Source organism: Alloalcanivorax gelatiniphagus (assembly GCF_005938655.1).
GTDB classification, from domain to species: Bacteria; Pseudomonadota; Gammaproteobacteria; order Pseudomonadales; family Alcanivoracaceae; genus Alloalcanivorax; species Alloalcanivorax gelatiniphagus.
In genome coordinates, this window is sequence record NZ_VCQT01000038.1 from 23,043 (window position 1) to 41,323 (window position 18,281).

The following is an 18,281-nucleotide window of genomic DNA, read 5'->3' on the forward strand; positions in this document are numbered from 1 at the left end:
CCGGGTCAGGCGTCCAGCGGCCGCTGGGCCGGCCGACCGGTATCCTTGTCGAGCACGTGCTTGGCGGCCCGCTTGCCGTCGGCCTGGTAGGCCATGGCGTCCCGGTAGAGGCCGCTGTCCGCCGCTTCCTGCTCGGCCACCTGCTGGCGCAGCGCCTCTTCGTGGGCCTCGTCGGAGGCTTCGTGGCGCGGGTCCAGAGGATGGATGCCGAGACGATCAAACAGCTGCTTGTCGTGGTTGGCTTCCGGGTTGTCGGTGGTCAGCAGCCGCTCGCCGTAGAAGATCGAATTGGCGCCGGCCAGGAAACACAGCGCCTGGGCCTCATCGTTCATCTCCTGGCGGCCGGCGGACAGGCGCACATAGGATTCCGGCATCAGGATGCGGGCCACCGCCACGGTGCGCACGAACTCGAACGGGTCCAGGTCGTCCACTTCCGCCAGCGGCGTGCCCTCGATCTTGACCAGCATGTTGATGGGCACCGATTCCGGATGGTGCGGCAGGTTGGCGAGCTGCTGCAGCAGGCCCACCCGGTCGTCCCGGTTCTCGCCCATGCCGACGATGCCACCGCAGCACACCTTCATGCCGGCGTCGCGCACATTGGCCAGGGTGGTGAGGCGGTCGCCGTAGGTGCGGGTGGTGATCACCTGGCCGTAGTACTCCGGCGAGGTGTCCAGGTTGTGGTTGTAGTAGTCCAGGCCCGCCTCGGCCAGATCCTTGGCCTGGCCTTCATCGAGCATGCCCAGGGTCATGCAGGTTTCCATGCCCAGGGCCTTTACCTGGCGCACCATGTCCAGCACATAGGGCATGTCCTTGGCGCGGGGGCTGCGCCAGGCGGCGCCCATGCAGAAGCGCGAGGCGCCCTTTTCACGGGCGGCCCGGGCTTCTTCCACCACCCGCGCCACTTCCAGCAGCTTCTCTTTTTCCAGTTCGGTGTTGTAGTGCCCGGACTGGGAGCAGTACTTGCAGTCCTCCGGGCAGGCGCCGGTCTTGATCGACAGCAGCGTGCTCACCTGCACCGCGTTGGGATCGAAGTGCTCCCGGTGCACCTGGGCGGCGCGGAACAACAGATCGTTGAACGGCAGGGTGAACAGGGCTTCGATCTCACCCCGATGCCAGTCATGGCGTACGGCATTGATGGCGGATGTCTTACGGGGCGTGGCGGCGGCTACTGGCATGATGGTCTCTCCGAACGGTTGCCCAAAGCCTAGCAGGCCGCCGGGGGCTGTCAACTTAAGGATCATTGCATAGGTTTACATCTGGATGTTTTTTAATCTTTTCGAGGAACGGATTCCCGCCAACCGCTGCGTGCTCTGCGCCCGGCCGGAGGCCGACGCCCTGTGCGCCCACTGCCGCCGGGAACTGGAGCGCTGCTGCGCCCTGTCCGGCCCGCTTTGCCGGTGCGCCCTGCCCGCCCCGGGGCTGCAGCCCGGCGAGCTGTGCGGCCGCTGCCTGCGCCAGCCGCCCGGCTTCCGCGCCGGTTACTGCGATTGGGCCTACCGGTTTCCCCTGGACCGGCTGATCAATGCCTATAAGCATCAGGGGCAGCTGCCGGTGGAACGGGCGCTGGAAACCCTGGCCACCGGGGCGCCTTTACCGTGGCCGGAGGCGGACCTGCTGTGCCCGCTGCCGGCCCACTGGCGGCGCCGCTGGGTGCGCGGCTTCGATCAGGCGGAGCGGCTGGCGGCGGCCCTGGCGCGGCATTGGCGGCGGCCGCTGGTGCCGTTGCTGCGGCGCCGGCGGGCCACCCCGCCCCAGCAGGGCCACGGCCGCGCCTGGCGGGTGCGCAGCCTGCGCCATGCCTTCCAGGCGCTACCGGCCAGCCGTGGCCGGCGGGTACTGCTGGTGGACGATGTGATCACCACCGGCGCCAGCCTGCGCGCCGCCAGCCATGCGTTATACGAAGCCGGCGCAGAGGAGGTGCGGGTGTGGGCGCTGGCGCGCACCCTGGAGGGGAGCCATCGCTGAGCCTGACCGCGGACCTTAGCCGTGGATCACGTCAATGCGCGGCACCGGCTCATAGCTGACGCCCATCACCAGCCCCTGGTCACCGGCGTCGGAGGCGGCCATCTCGATGTCCTGGGGGCGCAGGCGCGGGTGGCGGCCATCCAGGAATTTACGGGCCGCCAGGGCGTTGAGGGTACGGTCCCGGGCCTCTTCCAGGGTGATGCCATCGCCGCCCAGCAGGGTCTTGATGTACTCGGCGCAGGCCACGTCCTCGTCGCCGGTGGGGTGGGAGGCCACCAGCACCACGGTGGCAGGGGCCTTCTCCAGGATATAGCGGGCGGTGGCGCGGGCGTTGATCAGCGCCGCCACCAGCACCTGGCGGCTGTCCCGGGCCCGCAGGGTGGCGGCCACGCCATTGGTGGTGCGCATGATCAGGTAGCGACCGCGCACATCGGTATGGCGGATTTCCCAGGGCGAGTTGCCGTGGTCGAACCCTTCGATGGGCAGCGCCTCGATTTCCCCCACCAGCAGGCCTTGCGGGTAATCCTGGCGCAGGGCGAAGGCATCGTCGGCGGTGGACACCGGATAGATATGGCTGGCGCCGCCGACAAAGGCCTCGTGGCTGGTGGTGAAAGCGCGGATCACATCGATCACCACGGTGATGCCATTGATGTTGTGGGGCGGATTGTGTCCCTGGGCGATCTTGATTTCCATGCGCGCGGCCCGCTTGAGAAATGAAGCGGGCATTATGAAGGATGGGGCGCGCCGCTGAAACGGGGCGGCCACTGACCGATCCCATCAGCCCCCCGGTCAACCTCGATCAATGACGGGCACCGGGCGGCCTGCTAGCGTCCTGGCATCGTCAATCGAACCGGTGACCGTCATGATCGAGTGGAACGAACAACAACAGATGATCCAGAAGATGGTGCGCGACTTCGTCGCCAAGGAAGTGGTGCCGAATCTGGACGACATCGAATACAACGGCGTGCCGCCCTACGACATCCTGCGCAAGATGATCAAAACCTTCGGCATGGACGTCATGGCCACGCAGAGCTTCGAAAAGCGCATCGCCCGGGAAAAGGCCGGCGAAACCGCCGCCGACCGGAGCGACCGTGAGGAGGGCGGCGGCTCCGGGGAACAGGCCGCCATGACCATGATCCCGATCATCGAGCTGAGCCGCCATGCCCAGGGCTTGGTCACCGCCATGGGCGTGTCCATGGGCCTGGCCGGCGGCGCCATCATGAGCAAGGGCACCCTGGAACAGAAAGAACGCTGGGCCCTGCCCCTGCTGACCCTGGAGAAGGTGGGCGCCTGGGCGATCTCCGAACCGAACTCCGGCTCCGACGCCTTCGGCCAGATGAAAACCCTGGCCCGCCGGGATAGCAACGGCGGCTATGTGATCAATGGCAGCAAGACCTGGATCACCAATGGCCCGTTCGCCGACACCATCATTCTGATCTGCAAGCTCGACGAGGAAGGCGTGGCGCCCCGGGACCGCAAGATCGTGTCCTTTATTCTCGACAGCGGCATGGAAGGGCTCGAGCAGTCCAAGCCGTTCAAGAAGATGGGCATCGGCAGTTCACCCACCGGCGAGCTGTTCTTCAGCGACCTGAAGGTGGGCGCGGACCGGCTGCTGGGCGGCAGCGAGACCGCCTATGGCCGCTCCGGCGCCAAGGCCACCTTCCTGCAGGAGCGCGCCGGCGTGGCGGCCATGGCTCTGGGCATGGTGGAACGGGCCCTGGAACTGTGCACCGGCTACGCCCGCGACCGGGTGCAGTTCGGCCGGCCGATCGGCGACAACCAGCTGATCCAGCTCAAGCTGGCGAAAATGGAAGTGGCCCGGGCCAACCTGCAGAACATGGTGTTCCGCTATATCGAGATGACCGCCGCCGGCAAGCAAATGACCCTGGCCGAGGCCTCGGCCATGAAACTGTACGCCGCCCAGGCCGCCATGGAGGTCTCCACCGAAGCGGTACAGATCCACGGCGGCTACGGCTACATGCGTGAGTCCCGGGTGGAACAATTGATGCGCGACGCCAAGATCCTGCAGATCTACGCCGGCACCGATGAGATGCAGATCATCGCCATCGCCCGGGATCTGATCGGCCGGGATTAGGGGCAGGGTTAGAAGTTGAATGTTCAAAGTTGGAAGTTGAAAGTTCAAACGCGGGGCAGGCCTTTAAGGCATCAAGGCCGTGCCCGCGTTCAGGTGGAGGGAGCCATGCCCAACCCCTCCCGGCCAAAGGCCGCGAGAAAGGCTCGCAGCCAGCCCCTTTCAACTTTTAACTTTCAACTTTTAACCTCCCGTGCCGCCCCCAGCTTGGAGCTTGTCGCCCGAAGCTTGTAGCCTGAACCTTCTCGCCAACAAGGAGCATGTGCCATGACCCTGAAACAACAAAGCTGCGAGGCGTGCCGGAAGGGCGCGCCGCGCATCAGCGAGCAGGAAGCCCGTGAGCTGCGTCCACAGGTTCCCGACTGGAAGCAGATCGAGGAAGACGGTGAGGAGCGGCTGCAGCGGCAGTTTTCGTTCAAGAATTTCGCCGAGGCCCTGGCCTTCACCAACCAGGTGGGCGATCTGGCCGAGGATGAAGGCCACCACCCGGCCCTGCTCACCGAATACGGCAAGGTCACGGTGACCTGGTGGACGCACAAGATCGGCGGTCTGCACCGCAACGATTTTATCTGCGCCGCGAAAACCGACGACCTGTACGGGCCGCGCTGAATGGAGGCGCCGGCCCCCTGGCAATTGCGCGGCCGCGCTTTCGTGGCGGCGCTCTCCCTGCCGGCCTCGCTGCGCCACCAGCAGGGGGGCGCCGCCCGCGCCCTGGGCGAGCCGGTGCGCGGCCCGGCCCTGGTGATGCTGGTGGATTACCAGCGCTCCGAGGTGGGGCCCTATCAGGAATTGCTGTTCATGCCGGGGCCGTTTCGCTTTCCCGATGGCCGCACCCGCTGGAGCATCGGCCGCATTTATGTGTCCAGCCAGGAGAGTGCCGACAACGGCAACCGCAACTGGGGCCTGGACAAGCGGGTGGCCGGTTTCGATTGGCGGCGGCGCGGCCGCCGGGAACGCGTGGCGGTGCATTACCAGGACCGGGAGATCGCCGCCCTGACCCTGGACCGGCTGGGCCCCGCCCTGCCCTTCCCCGGCGCGCTGCTGCCGGCGGACTGGCGCACCCTGGGGCAGATCCGTGACGGCCGGCGCTTTCTCTACACCCCCTCGGTGCGCGGCCGGCTGGGGCTGGCGCGGCTGCGGGAGGCCCGCGGCGACGGCGAGCATTTTCCGCGGCTGCAGGCGGGCCGGTCCCGGGGCGCGGTGCACATGCCTGACTTTGTGATGCACTTCCCGGTGGCCCGCACCGACCCTCTGGCCAGCGCCTGACCAGAAGCACCAGGGCTTTGGTGTTTACCGCCAGCGGTGTGCGCCGCCGGCTTTGCTAGCATGGATTGTCTGGCATTTTCCCATGGCGGCAGGAGACCCCGATGGCTTTGAGCGAAACCGAAAAAGAACGGATCAAGGCGGCGTCCGACAAGACCTTTCCCTTCGTCGAGCGCTGTGGCGTGCGCACCCTGGATGTGGAGCGCGGCTATTGCCGCATGATGATGCCGCTGGAGCCCAATCTGAACCATGTGGGCATCATGTACGCTGGCGCCCTCTACACCCTGGCGGAGCTGCCCGGCGGCGTGATCTACCTGTCCTCGTTCGACGTGCGCAGCTTCTACCCCATCGTCAAGGACATGCGCATCCGCTTCCGGCGCCCGGCCACCACCGACATCACCGTGGAAGTGCGCCTCGACGATAGCGAGATCGAGCGTATCCAGACCACGGCGGCGGAACAGGGCAAGTGCGATTTCGAATGGGAAACGGAACTCAAGGACGCCCACGGCGAGGTGGTGGCGATCAGTCACAACCTTTATCAACTGCGCCGCATCGGCCATTAAAAAAGGCGAATGCATAGGTGATTGCTTTTTTCGCAAATGAGACCAATCCCGATTCACCTTTCTTCACCAATTGCTCACAACGCTTCTTGCCGTGGATGCAAAGCCCTGCTTGACAGCTCGCCGCCAGCGGCGCTAGCCTTGTAACAAGCCTGGAGGCTAGATGCCAAAAGGTGTGATTTCGAGCGATATGAGAGTCTCTGGAAATCTTTGCGCGGCCCTCGGGCCGCGCTTTTCATTTAAGGGCCCGGGCCATCACCGGACCCACCCGAACCGGACAGTGAACCGGATCACTCCCTCCCACCGCCGTTCCCCGTACCGCGCCAGGATAAGTTAGCATGCCCGCCTGTTTCCCAAGGAGCCGGCAATGGGCCTTCTGGTTATCAAACTGATCCTGATCACCGTGGTGATCCTCACCTCGCTCTATTCCGCCATCGTTTATTCAGCCCGCAAGCGGGAAAGCGCCCGCCAACTGAACGCGTTGCGCGGCCAGGCCCAGCCCCTGCGGCGCCTTTCGCCGGAAGAGCGGCAGGCCCTGGAGCCGTTTCTGGTGCGCCCGGATCGGCCCGGCAAGCCGGTGCGTCTGCACAGCGAGGAGGTGTTCCCGCTGAGCGGCGAATACCGCCGCCACGGCGTGGAGAACCAGGGCAATCAGACCTGGCACCACATCATCGGCGGCGTGGAGGTGATTCTGCCGTTCGACGCCGAGCACTTCCTGAGCCACGACAATCAGGCCGAGGTGGTGTTCGCCGACAAACTGGCGGTGGTGGTGCGCCTCAATGACTTCGAACTGTTGGAAGGCGCCGCCCGGGACCGCCGCCGCGAGAGCGCCCGCAACCAGTGGGAACAGGGGGACCGGGGCGCCCTCCAGGACATCGTCGATAACGACGAAGAGGAAACCGAGGACGACCAGGCCGCCCGGCGCCGGGTGGACATCCTGCTGCAGCGGGACGAAACCGAGGCGGAAATCCTGGCCCGCGAGGGCCGTGGCCTGGGCCTGCTGGCGGGTCTGTGCTGGACCCTGGCGTTCATCGCCCTGGCCCTGGCCGCCAGCCGTGATTCGCTCACCTGGCTGTTGATCTGGTCCGCCCTGGCGCTGCTGTGCGCGGCGCCGGCCCTGTGGCTGATCTGGCGGCCCTGGCGCCCGGGCCCGCCGGGCAAGGTGAACCGGGTGTCCGGCTATCTGAATCTGATCCCCGTGGGGCTGGATGAACAGACCCAAACGGTGTCCGTGGCCCCCGCCCTGGGCGACAAATTCGCCTTTCAACTGCCCGACCAGTGGCGCCCGTACATCGAGTATGAGCAGGACCAGCGGCTGGAGCTGGAACTGCGGGTGGACGACTATTCCGTGGTCGACTACAACCGGCGCTTCTCCGTGGACCAGGAATACCGCCGCCACCCGCCGGTGTACTGGGGCCGCCATCTGTCCCTGGCGCTGGTGGGCCTGCTGGCCCTGGTGGTGGCGCTGCTGGGCCCGGTGCGGCCGGAGCTGGACGCGGCGCAGGCCGGGCAATGGCTGTCCGGCGCCGGCCCGCTTACCGTCAACGACCCGGCGCGGCTGGTGGAGGCGGCGCCCTCCCCGGGCCGCCATCTGGTGCTGGACGGCCAGGGCCGCTGCCAGGTGGCCACGGACCCGGCCCGCCTGCGCTGCGACCGGATTCGCTGGGGCGGTGACACGCCGAGCCTGCCGGACCTGGAGCCGGACCCGCTGATCCGCTCGGCGCTGGCCGGCGAGCTGGTGGAGACCCGCCGGGACCGGTCCCTGGAATTGATGGCCATGCTGCGCGGCGGCGGCGCCGGTGACCGGCGCCCGCTGGTGGTCAGCAATGGCCGTGAGGTGCTGGCCGCCATCCAGGAGCTGTGCCCGGACGACAACACACCGGCCTGCGACGACCTGCGCCGGCGCGCTCTGAACACGCTGCGTTTTCCCGCCGCCCCGCAAGAACAGGACTGGGACACTCTGCGCGGCCGCCTGGCCGAGGAAGATAACCCCGAGCACCGGGAGGCGGTGGCCCTGAGCCGGCAACTGGATAACCTGGGTGACGCCATGGCACGGGTGGCGCAGCAGCGTCTGCAACCGCTCACCGAACAACTGGCCGGGGCCCTGGCCGAACAGCAGCGCGGCGGCGTGGTGCTCAGCACCACCCGGGGCGAGGATCTGCTGGCGCTGCCAAGCGGCGACCGGGCGGGCCGCAAATGGGAGACCCTGCGGGCCCAGGATGGCGAGCAGGGCCTGCGGGCCTTTCATCTGGAAGGGGTGCTGGTTGAGCGCGCCAGCACCGAGGATGGCGCGCCGCACTGGGTGCTCGACCCGCAACGGGTGGACCGGGACGGCCAGGCGCTGCTACGGGTGCTGTGGGTGGTCGCCGCCCTGGGGCTGCTGCTGGTGCACGGCGTGCTGGCGCTGCGCGGCCGGCTGGCCGCCCAACGCCGCCGCCGGGCCCTGCAACGGGAATACGGCGGCTGATCGGAGGGCGGGCGCCCTAGCGGGCGCCAGGGAGCCTCTGAACCACGTCTTGCGTACTCAGGCTTACAGGCAGGGCGTGGACACGCTGGGTGCGCAAGGCGTGGTTCAGAGGCTCCCCAATTCGACCACCGCTTCGATAAAGGCGCGGGCGTGTTCCGGGTCCACCTGGGGCGTGATGCCGTGGCCCAGGTTGAAGATGTGGCCCGGGTGGTCACCGAAGTCGTCGAGGATGCGTTTCACCTCGGCGCGGATCGCCGCCGGCGGCGCGTACAGCACCGCCGGGTCCAGGTTGCCCTGCAACGCCACCCGGTCGCCCACCCGGCGACGGGCCTCGCCGATATTGATGGTCCAGTCCAGGCCCAGGGCGTCACAGCCGCTGTCCGCCATGGTTTCCAGCCACAACCCGCCGTTCTTGGTGAACAGGATCACCGGCACCTTGCGGCCTTCGTGGTCGCGGATCAGACCATCGACGATGCGCTTCATGTAGCCCAGGGAAAACTCCGGGTAGGCCTCCGCCGACAGGGCGCCGCCCCAGGTGTCGAAGATCTGCACCGCCTGGGCGCCGTGGCGGATCTGGGCGTTCAGGTAGTCGGTGACCGAGCGGGCCAGCTTGTCGAGCAGGGCATGGGCCAGCTCCGGGCGGCCATAGACCATGCCCTTGAGGTGGCGGAAGTCCTTGCTGGGGCCGCCTTCCACCATATAGGTGGCGAGCGTCCAGGGGCTGCCGGAGAAACCGATCAGCGGCACCCGGCCGTTCAGCTCCCGGCGGATGGTGCTCACCGCGCGCATCACATAGTCCAGATCGCGCTCCGCATCCGGCACCGGCAGCGCCGCGATGTCCTGTTCGGTGCGCACGGTCTTGCGGAATTTCGGCCCCTCGCCGGGCTCGAAATACAACCCCAGGCCCATGGCGTCGGGGATGGTGAGGATGTCCGAGAACAGAATCGCCGCGTCCAGCGGGTAACGCTCCAGGGGCTGCAGGGTGACCTCGCAGGCCAGTTCCGCGTTGCGGCACAGGTCCATGAAGGAACCGGCTTTCTCGCGGGTGGCGCGGTATTCGGGCAGGTAGCGGCCGGCCTGACGCATCATCCATACCGGGGTGCGATCCACCGGCTCACGGGCCAGGGCTTTCAGGAAGCGGTCGTTCTTCAGTGCAGCATAGGTCATCGGTGAACCCTCTTCTAAACGTAGGAGCGGCTTTAGCCACGATTGGCCGGCATTGCGTCCGACGGCCAATCGCGGCTAAAGCCGCTCCTACACAGCCTTGCTCTACCAGGCGGGTTAGACGTCCAGGTAGTCGAGAATACCCTTGGCGGCCTCGCGGCCTTCCCAAATGGCGGTCACCACCAGGTCGGAACCACGCACCATATCACCACCGGCGAAGATCTTCTCGTTGCTGGTCTGGAACGGGAACGCCTGCTTCTCCAGCGCGGTGACGCGGCCGGAGTCGTCGGTGGTCACGTTCTTGGCATCAAACCAGTCCGCCGGGCTGGGGCGGAAACCGAAGGCCACGATCACCACGTCGGCGGGCAGCACTTCCTCGCTGCCGGGGATCGGTTCCGGGCGGCTGCGGCCGTTGTTGTCCGGCTCGCCGAGTTTGGTCTCGACCACTTTGACGCCGACCACCTTGCCGTTTTCGCCAACCACTTCGATGGGCTGCCGGTTGAACAGGAACTGCACGCCCTCTTCCTTGGCATTGGCCACCTCGCGGCGGGAACCGGGCATGTTCTCTTCGTCACGGCGGTAGGCGCACACCACGCTTTCCGCCTGCTGGCGGATGGAGGTGCGGTTGCAGTCCATGGCGGTGTCACCACCACCGAGCACCACCACGCGCTTGCCGCTGACGTCGATGAAGTCCGCTTCGTCTTTCTCGAAGCCCAGGTTGCGGTTGGCGTTGGCCACCAGGAACGGCAGCGCTTCGTGCACGCCGTCCAGGTCCTCGCCGGGGAAGCCGCCTTTCATGTAGGTGTAGGTACCCATGCCCATGAACACCGCGTCGAATTCCTCGAGCAGTTCATCGATGGTCACGTCCTTGCCCACTTCGGTGTTGAGGCGGAACTCGATGCCCATGCCCTCGAACACTTCCCGGCGCTTGGTCATCACCGGCTTTTCCAGCTTGAACTCGGGGATACCGAAGGTCAGCAGGCCGCCGATTTCCGGGTAGCGGTCGAACACCACCGGCTTGACGCCATTGCGCACCAGCACGTCGGCGCAGCCGATGCCCGCCGGGCCGGCGCCGATCACCGCCACTTTCTTGTCGGTCCACACCACCTTGGACATGTCCGGACGCCAGCCCATGGCCAGGGCGGTGTCGGCGATGTACTTCTCGGTGGCGCCGATGGTTACCGCGCCGAAGCCGTCATTGAGGGTACAGGCGCCTTCGCACAGGCGGTCCTGCGGGCATACGCGGCCACACACTTCCGGCAGGGAGTTGGTCTGGTGCGCCAGCTCCACTGCCTCCATCAGGTTCCCTTCGCTGATCAGTTTCAGCCAGTTGGGAATGTAGTTGTGCACCGGGCACTTCCATTCGCAGTACGGATTGCCGCAGTGCAGACAACGGTGGGCCTGATGTTCCACTTCCCGGGTTTCGAACGGGTAGTAGATTTCCTCGTAGCGTTCCTTGCGATCCTCGATGTCCTTTTTCTTGGGATCGACCCGCGGAACATCCAGGAACTGAAAGTGATTGTTCAAACGTTCAGCCATGTTCTTCCCCGTTATGCCGGATTGGCGCGCGTGCTCTTGAGCAGGTCTTCCAGACTGGCGGCCTTCGGTTTCACCAGCCAGAACTTACGGCTCATGGCATCGAAATTATCCAGAATATGCTGGCCCCACTCACTGCCGGTCTCTTCCACGAATTCCTGAATCACATGGCGCAGATGGCTGCGATGGGATTCGGTGGACTCGGAGCTGATGCGGTGCAGCTCGATCAGTTCCGGGTTGACCCGGTCGAAGAAGTCGTTGTCTTCGTCCAGCACATAGGCGAAGCCACCGGTCATGCCGGCACCGAAGTTGTGGCCGGTGCGGCCCAGCACGGTGACGCAACCGCCGGTCATGTATTCGCAGCAGTGATCGCCGGCCCCTTCCACCACCGCGTGGGAGCCGGAGTTGCGCACGCCGAAGCGCTCGCCGGCGGTGCCGGAGGCGAACAGGCGGCCGCCGGTGGCGCCGTACAGGCAGGTGTTGCCGATGATGGCGGTGTCCTGGGTCTTGAAAGGGCTGCCCTTGGGCGGCCGGATCACGATCTTGCCACCGGCCATGCCCTTGCCGACGTAGTCGTTGGCGTCGCCTTCCAGGTACAGATGCAGACCGCCGGCGTTGAACACGCCGAAGCTCTGCCCGGCGGTACCGGTGAAGCGTACCCGGATGGGGGCGCTTTCCATGCCCAGGTTGCCGTGGTGCTTGGCGATTTCGCCGGACACGGTGGCACCCACGGAACGGTCGCAGTTGGTGATGGTGTAGTGGAAGGACCCGCCGGATTTGTTCTCCACGGCGGTGCGCATCTCGTCCACCATCTCGCGGTTCAGCACACCCTTGTCGAACGGCTCGTTACTTTTCACCTGGCAATGGGTGGGCTTGTCCGCCGACACATGGTCATTGCGCAGCATCGGCGTCAGGTCGAGACGCTTGTGCTTGTCGGTGGTGCCTTCGATCCGCTCCAGCAGATCGGTACGGCCGATCAGGTCCGGCAGGCTCTTCACACCCAGGGCGGCGAGCAGCTCGCGCACTTCCCGCGCCACGAAGGTGAAGTAGTTGATCAGCATGTCCGGGGCGCCGATAAAGTGATCCTGGCGCAGATCGTCCCGCTGGGTGGCCACGCCGGTGGCGCAGTTGTTCAGGTGACAGATACGCAGGTACTTACAGCCCAGCACGATCATCGGCACGGTGCCGAAGCCGAACGATTCGGCGCCGAGAATGGCGGCCTTGACCACGTCCAGGCCGGTCTTCAGGCCGCCGTCGGTCTGCAGGCGGATCTTGTCGCGCAGATCGTTGGCACGCAGCGCCTGGTGGGCCTCGGACAGGCCCAGTTCCCAGGGCGAGCCGGCGTAGCGGATCGAGGTCAGCGGGCTGGCCGCGGTGCCGCCGTCGTAGCCGGAGATGGTGATCAGGTCGGCGTAGGCCTTGGCCACGCCGGAGGCCACCGTGCCGACGCCGGGCTCGGACACCAGCTTCACGGACACCAGCGCCGCCGGGTTGACCTGCTTGAGGTCAAAGATCAGCTGCGCCAGATCCTCGATGGAATAGATATCGTGGTGCGGCGGCGGCGAGATCAGGGTGACGCCGGGCACCGAGTGGCGCAGCCGGGCGATCAGCGCGTTGACCTTGCCACCGGGCAGCTGGCCGCCTTCGCCGGGCTTGGCGCCCTGGGCGATCTTGATCTGCAGCACTTCCGCGTTGACCAGGTAATGCGGGGTCACGCCGAAGCGGCCGGAGGCGATCTGTTTGATCTTGGAGACCCGCTCGGTGCCGAAACGGGCCGGGTCCTCGCCGCCTTCGCCGGAGTTGGAGCGACCGCCCAGCCGGTTCATGGCGGTGGCGATGGCTTCATGGGCCTCCGGGCTGAGCGCGCCCAGGGACATGCCGGCGGAGTCGAAGCGCGGCAGGATGGTTTCGATCGGCTCGACCTGTTCCAGGTCGATGGCGGTCACGTCCTGACGCAGCCGCAGCAGGTCACGCAGGGTGGCCACCGGGCGCTCATTGACCAGCGCCGCGAATTCCTTGTACGCCTCGTAATCATCGTTCTGGGTGGCACGGTGAATGGCGTGCACCACATCCGGATTGAAGGCGTGGTATTCCTTGCCGTGGATGTACTTGAGCACGCCGCCGGCGTCCACCGGCTTGCGCTGCTTCCAGGCGTCCTTGGCGATGATCTTCTGATCGTTCTCGAAGTCTTCGTAGGAGGCGCCTTCGATGCGGCTCTGCACGCCACGGAAGCACAGGTCCACCACGTCGCTGGCGACACCGATGGCTTCGAACAGCTGGGCACCCCGGTAGGAGGTGATGGTGGAGATCCCCATTTTGGAGAGGATCTTCATCAGGCCCTTGTTGATGCCCTTGCGGAAATTCTTCTGCAGTTCCACCGGGTCACCGAGCAGTTCGCCGCTCTTCACCATATCGGCGATCACGTCGTAGGCCAGGTACGGGTACACGGCGGTGGCGCCGAACCCGAACAGCACCGCGAAGTGATGGGAATCCCGCGCGGTGGCGGTTTCCACGATGATGTTGGCGTCGCTGCGCAGGCCGGTGGCGGTGAGGTGGTGGTGCACCGCGCCGGTGGCCATCAGGGCGTGGATGGTGAGCTGGTCCTGGGCGATACCGTGGTCGGACAGCACCAGGATCACCTTGCCGTTGGCCACCGCCTTTTCCGCCGCCGCGCACAGATCGCGCACCGCCTGTTCCAGGCCGGTTTCCGGCGCGTAGTGCAGGCTCAAATGCTCATGGCCGTAGCCCGGGCGTTCGATCTTGAGCAGATTGGTGAACTTGGAGTGGGACAGCACCGGGGTCGCCAGGATCGCGCGGTCGGCGTGGTCGGAGGTTTCCTCGAACACATTGCGCTCGGCGCCCACGCAGGTTTCCAGGCTCATCACGATGGCTTCGCGGAGCGGATCGATGGGCGGGTTGGTAACCTGGGCGAACTGCTGCCGGAAGTAATCGTACAGCGGCCGCTGGCGCTGGCTGAGCACCGCCATGGGGGTGTCGTCGCCCATCGAGCCGGTGGCTTCCTGGCCGGATTCCGCCAGCGGGCGGATCACCTGGTCACGCTCCTCGAAACTGATCTGGAAGAACTTCTGATAGCTCAGCAGATCCTGAGGATCGATGTCGTCGGTGCGATCCACTTCGTGGTCGTAGTTGGCCTCGATGCGCAGGGCGTTGTCTTTCAGCCACTGCCGGTAGGGGTGACGCACCTTGAGCCGGTCATCGATGTCGCGGGTGTGCAGCAGCTCACCCTTCTCGATGTCCACCGCCAGAATCTGGCCGGGTCCGACCCGGCCCTTGGCGACCACGTCCTCGGGCTGGTAGCTGTACACGCCGATTTCGGACGACAGGGTGATAAAGCCGTTCTTGGTGATTACCCAGCGGGCCGGGCGCAGACCGTTACGGTCGAGCATGCACACCGCGTAGCGGCCGTCGGTCATTACCAGACCGGCGGGGCCGTCCCACGGCTCCATGTGCATGGAGTTATATTCGTAGAAGGCGCGCAGATCCGCGTCCATGGTGTCCACGTTCTGCCAGGCCGGCGGCACCATCATGCGCACCGCGCGGAACAGGTCCATGCCCCCGGCGAGCAGCACTTCCAGCATGTTGTCCATGCTGGAGGAATCGGAACCGCTGCGGTTCACCAGCGGGCTGAGATCCGCCAGGTCCGGCAGCAGCTCGTTGTCGAATTTGTTCTGGCGGGCCAGCGCCCAGTTGCGGTTGCCCTGGATGGTGTTGATCTCACCATTGTGCGCCAGGTACCGGAACGGCTGGGCCAGCGGCCACTGCGGCGAGGTGTTGGTGGAGAACCGCTGGTGGAACACCACGATGGCGGTTTCCATGGACTCGTCACCGAGGTCCGGGAAAAACGCCGGCAGATCCACCGGCATCATCAGGCCCTTGTAGGACACCACCGACGCGGACAGCGAACAGACGTAGAAATAACCGTCGTTCTCGATGCGCTTCTCGGCATGGCGGCGGGCATAGAACAGGCGGCGGTTAAGCTCCTGTTCGGAAGCGTCGTCGGCGGCCACCAGCACCTGGGTGAAGCCCGGCAGCGACTGCAGCGCCAACTCGCCCAGGCAGGACGGGTCGGTGGGCACGTCGCGCCAGCCCAGCACTTTCAGGCCCTGGGCCTGCAGCTGTTCCTCGACGATGGCTTTCTGGGCCCGGGCGGGTTCCGCTTCCGGGTGGGTAAAAATCATGCCGACCCCATAGGTGTCGGGCAATTCCACACCCAACTCATCCGCCACTTTGCGGAAGAAGGAATCGGGTTTTTTCAGCAACAGCCCGCAGCCATCACCGGTTTTTCCGTCGGCATTGATGCCGCCCCGGTGGGTCATGCAGGTGAGCGCTTCGATGGCGGTTTGCAGAAGCTCGTGGCTGGCCTGACCTTCCATGTGGGAGATCAGACCAAAGCCGCAGTTGTCCCGGAAATCTCCGGGCTCATAGAGCCCCTGCACCAGCTTGGAATTCTGCTGCATCAAAACCAATCCTCTTGAAATTCAGAGACTTACAGAAGGCGGTACTGACGTCGAAAAGACGGCGACGGCAAAAAAGGGATAGGCATTCTACACGCTGAGCGCATAGGCGACAAACATCAGCGAGGCCCGACCCGGACAGGTCGGGCCTCGAAGGCGGTTCATTCGACGACGTTCAGCGCAATTCCTTACGGATGGCTCCCATCTCCCGGGGGAAGGGACCGCCCCGGCGAAGCGCTTCAGGCAGCCCTTCACGGGCCTTGAGCGCAGCGTCGCGGCTGGTATACGGACCCGCCAGCACCAGATAGACCTGTTCTCCGCCTCTTTCCGTGCGGTAGTAGGCGCCTTCCCGGCCGATCTGGTCAAGCACCGCGCGGGCACCATCTTCACGGCCGGTGGCCACCAGCTGCAGGAACCACTGATCATCGCCCCGGGTGGCCAGCCAATCTTCCTGGCGGTAACCCAGGCGCGCGTCCAGCCCGGACAGCTCCGGCTGCCCGCCGGGCACCGCCTGCTCGCTGGCGGCGGGCTGCCGCGCCGGTTTTTGTGCGGGCTTGGGTGCCGGTTCGGGTGCGGGCTTGGATGCCGGTTCGGGGGCCGGCTTTTGCGCCGGCCTGGCGGCGGTGGACGAGGAAGAAGTGTCGGCGGACGACGCCGGCCGGCTGGTGTCCGGCTCCGCCGGGGGCACCGGGCCAGCGCCTTCGGAAGCCGGTTGCCCGGTGTCGCGCGGGCGGGTCTCCGCCTGCTCGAAGTCCGAGGCGTTATCGTGAAATTCAGCCAGCGCATCGCGGCTGCGTTCCGGGTCCGACACCAGACCATAGTCGTGGCCGTCCTCGCCGGTGCGCGGCGCCAGCTCCCCGGCGGCGGATTCCGCCGGCTCCGCCTCCAGGGTATCGGCCGGGGCCCGGGGCAGTTCCAGGTTCACCACCTTGTCGGCCCGGTCGCTGTCCTCATCGTCGCCACTGGCCAGCCACAGCACCAGCACCACCAGAACCAGGGCGCCCACCGCCAGAGCGTGGCGCCAGGGCACCGGCTTGCGGGCCGCCGGCCCGGCGGTGCTGGAGGCACGCTCTTCCAGGTCCGCCAGCACCGGGCCCAGCCGGCCCTGGGCGGAGTCGACGATGTCATCGGCCTGCTCCTGGTCCAGGGACAGGGCGAAGAATTCGTCGGCCATCGCCATCACATCGTCGCCGTCCAGCGGCGGCAGGCTCAGGGTATCGACCACCGCCAGCCCGCCTTCGCGGACCATCTCGGTGCTGCCCGGGGCGCCGCCAAACACATAGGCGAGACGCTGGCCCAGCTTTTCCTTGAGCGAAGCCATGGTGGCCAAGGCCGGTTGCGGCATGCTCTCGGCGTTGTCCACCACGATCACCAGGCGGCTGTTGGCCAGGGTCTGTTTGAGGGTATCCGCCAGCTCCGCCCGCTCGATGCCAAAGTGCACCAACATGGCGTCGACCACGGCGTTGGCGCCGGGCTCCTCGGCGCCATCCAGCCGGATCAGTTCGTAATCGCCCACCAGGGACATGGACAGCATGCCCAGCAGGGTGGAGACCCCACTGCCGGTCTCCCCTTCCAGCACCACGGTGGCGCTTTCATGGGCATGGCCGTTCAGAGCGTCGAGCAGGTCGCCGCGCTCGGCGCCCTCGTAGAAAAAGTCCTCATCTCTCACAAAAGGCCTCGAGCGTTCGCGTCAATGCATTCGGATCGTATTCGCCTGTGACCAGAGCCTCGCCGATTTGGTTCAGCAGTACCAGCCTCAGACGACCGTTCTGGACTTTCTTGTCCAAAGCCATCAGATCAGTGAAATCCGCCCGGCTCATGCCCGGCGGAGCGGTCACCGGCAGCGCCCAGGCGGCCAGGCTATCGACCACCCGCCGGCGGTCGCCGGCGCCCAGCCAGCCCAGTTCCTCGGACATGCGCGCCGCCATCACCATGCCGGCGGCCACCGCCTCGCCATGCAGCCAGTCCCGATAGCCGGTGAAGGTTTCCATGGCATGGCCGAAGGTGTGGCCCAGGTTGAGCAGCGCCCGGTTGCCCTGTTCGGTTTCGTCGGCGGCCACCACCTCGGCCTTGTTGCGGCAACTGCGCAGAATCGCTTCCGCCAGCGGTGCCTGGTCACGGGCGGCCAGCGCCGGCTGGTGTTCGATCAGCCATTCGAAGAAGGCCGGGTCGCGGATCAGACCGTACTTGATCACCTCCGCCATGCCGGCGGCGAATTCCCGGTCCGGCAGGCTGTCCAGCACGTCGGTGTCGATCACCACCGCACGGGGCTGGTGGAAGGCGCCGATCATGTTCTTGCCCCGGGGATGGTTGACGGCGGTCTTGCCGCCCACCGAGGAATCCACCTGGGCCAGCAGGGTGGTGGGCACCTGGATGAAGTCCACGCCGCGCTGATAGCAGGCGGCGGCGAAGCCCACCATGTCGCCGACCACGCCGCCGCCCAGGGCCACCAGGGTGGTGGTGCGCGAATGGCGGTGGGCCATCAGGGCATCGAAGATGGTTTCCAGGGTGGCCAGGGTTTTGTGGCTTTCGCCGTCCGGCAGCACCAGGGTGTCGCATTGCAGGCCGTCCAGCCCGGCCAGCACCCGCTGCAGATACAGAGGCGCGATGGTGTCGTTGCTGACCACCATCACCTGGTTGCCGCGCACGGCTTCGCGGATCAGGCCGCCGTCGAGCAGACCTTGGCCGATATGAATGGGGTAACTGCGCTCGCCCAGCGCCACGTCAAGCTTGTGCATAGTGTCTCGAATCGCCGGTGG

Annotated in this window: 13 protein-coding genes; 6 read left to right on the forward strand and 7 right to left on the reverse strand. The window is 66.2% G+C overall.

The annotated features are described in order from the left end of the window. Positions 1 to 5: 5 nt before the first annotated feature. A complete protein-coding gene (gene bioB / locus FGS76_RS12420) occupies positions 6 to 1,175 on the reverse strand; it encodes a biotin synthase BioB (protein ID WP_138772976.1) in 1,170 nt (389 codons plus the stop codon). Positions 1,176 to 1,260: 85 nt separating this feature from the next. Between bioB and FGS76_RS12425 the strand changes: the two genes are divergently transcribed. Continuing rightward, on the forward strand, positions 1,261 to 1,965 hold the full coding sequence (locus tag FGS76_RS12425; protein ID WP_138772977.1) for a ComF family protein: 705 nt from the start codon (positions 1,261 to 1,263) through the stop codon (positions 1,963 to 1,965). Positions 1,966 to 1,980: 15 nt separating this feature from the next. Here FGS76_RS12425 and FGS76_RS12430 read toward each other — a convergent pair whose 3' ends face one another. Next, positions 1,981 to 2,658 (reverse strand): 2-phosphosulfolactate phosphatase, encoded by a 678-nt coding sequence (locus tag FGS76_RS12430; RefSeq protein ID WP_138772978.1) that lies wholly within the window; start codon positions 2,656 to 2,658, stop codon positions 1,981 to 1,983. Positions 2,659 to 2,827: 169 nt separating this feature from the next. Here FGS76_RS12430 and FGS76_RS12435 point away from each other — a divergent pair, with 169 nt between their 5' ends. From FGS76_RS12435 to FGS76_RS12455, 5 genes are all read left to right on the forward strand, one after another. After that, a complete protein-coding gene (locus FGS76_RS12435; RefSeq protein WP_138772979.1) occupies positions 2,828 to 4,060 on the forward strand; it encodes an acyl-CoA dehydrogenase family protein in 1,233 nt (410 codons plus the stop codon). 264 nt (positions 4,061 to 4,324) lie between these two features. Continuing rightward, positions 4,325 to 4,666: a 4a-hydroxytetrahydrobiopterin dehydratase gene (locus tag FGS76_RS12440; RefSeq protein WP_138772980.1), complete on the forward strand. Its 342-nt coding sequence runs from the start codon at positions 4,325 to 4,327 to the stop codon at positions 4,664 to 4,666. Beyond that, on the forward strand, positions 4,667 to 5,323 hold the full coding sequence (locus tag FGS76_RS12445; RefSeq protein WP_138772981.1) for a hypothetical protein: 657 nt from the start codon (positions 4,667 to 4,669) through the stop codon (positions 5,321 to 5,323). A gap of 101 nt (positions 5,324 to 5,424) precedes the next feature. Next, on the forward strand, positions 5,425 to 5,883 hold the full coding sequence (locus tag FGS76_RS12450) for a PaaI family thioesterase (RefSeq protein ID WP_138772982.1): 459 nt from the start codon (positions 5,425 to 5,427) through the stop codon (positions 5,881 to 5,883). Positions 5,884 to 6,247: 364 nt separating this feature from the next. After that, on the forward strand, positions 6,248 to 8,347 hold the full coding sequence (locus FGS76_RS12455; protein WP_138772983.1) for an IgaA/UmoB family intracellular growth attenuator: 2,100 nt from the start codon (positions 6,248 to 6,250) through the stop codon (positions 8,345 to 8,347). 105 nt (positions 8,348 to 8,452) lie between these two features. Here the strand turns inward: FGS76_RS12455 and hemE are convergent, their stop codons facing one another. From hemE to aroB, 5 genes are all read right to left on the reverse strand, one after another. Continuing rightward, on the reverse strand, positions 8,453 to 9,514 hold the full coding sequence (gene hemE / locus FGS76_RS12460) for a uroporphyrinogen decarboxylase (RefSeq protein WP_138772984.1): 1,062 nt from the start codon (positions 9,512 to 9,514) through the stop codon (positions 8,453 to 8,455). 114 nt (positions 9,515 to 9,628) lie between these two features. Next, on the reverse strand, positions 9,629 to 11,050 hold the full coding sequence (locus tag FGS76_RS12465; RefSeq protein WP_138772985.1) for an FAD-dependent oxidoreductase: 1,422 nt from the start codon (positions 11,048 to 11,050) through the stop codon (positions 9,629 to 9,631). Positions 11,051 to 11,061: 11 nt separating this feature from the next. Continuing rightward, positions 11,062 to 15,525, reverse strand: coding sequence for a glutamate synthase large subunit (gene gltB / locus FGS76_RS12470; protein ID WP_138772986.1), 4,464 nt, complete (start codon positions 15,523 to 15,525; stop codon positions 11,062 to 11,064). Positions 15,526 to 15,697: 172 nt separating this feature from the next. Next, complete coding sequence (locus FGS76_RS12475) at positions 15,698 to 17,191, reverse strand: SPOR domain-containing protein (RefSeq protein WP_138772987.1); 1,494 nt, start codon at positions 17,189 to 17,191, stop codon at positions 15,698 to 15,700. Continuing rightward, positions 17,181 to 18,260 (reverse strand): 3-dehydroquinate synthase, encoded by a 1,080-nt coding sequence (aroB, locus tag FGS76_RS12480; RefSeq protein WP_138772988.1) that lies wholly within the window; start codon positions 18,258 to 18,260, stop codon positions 17,181 to 17,183. Before aroB ends, FGS76_RS12475 begins: the two co-directional genes overlap by 11 nt. Positions 18,261 to 18,281: the final 21 nt, after the last annotated feature.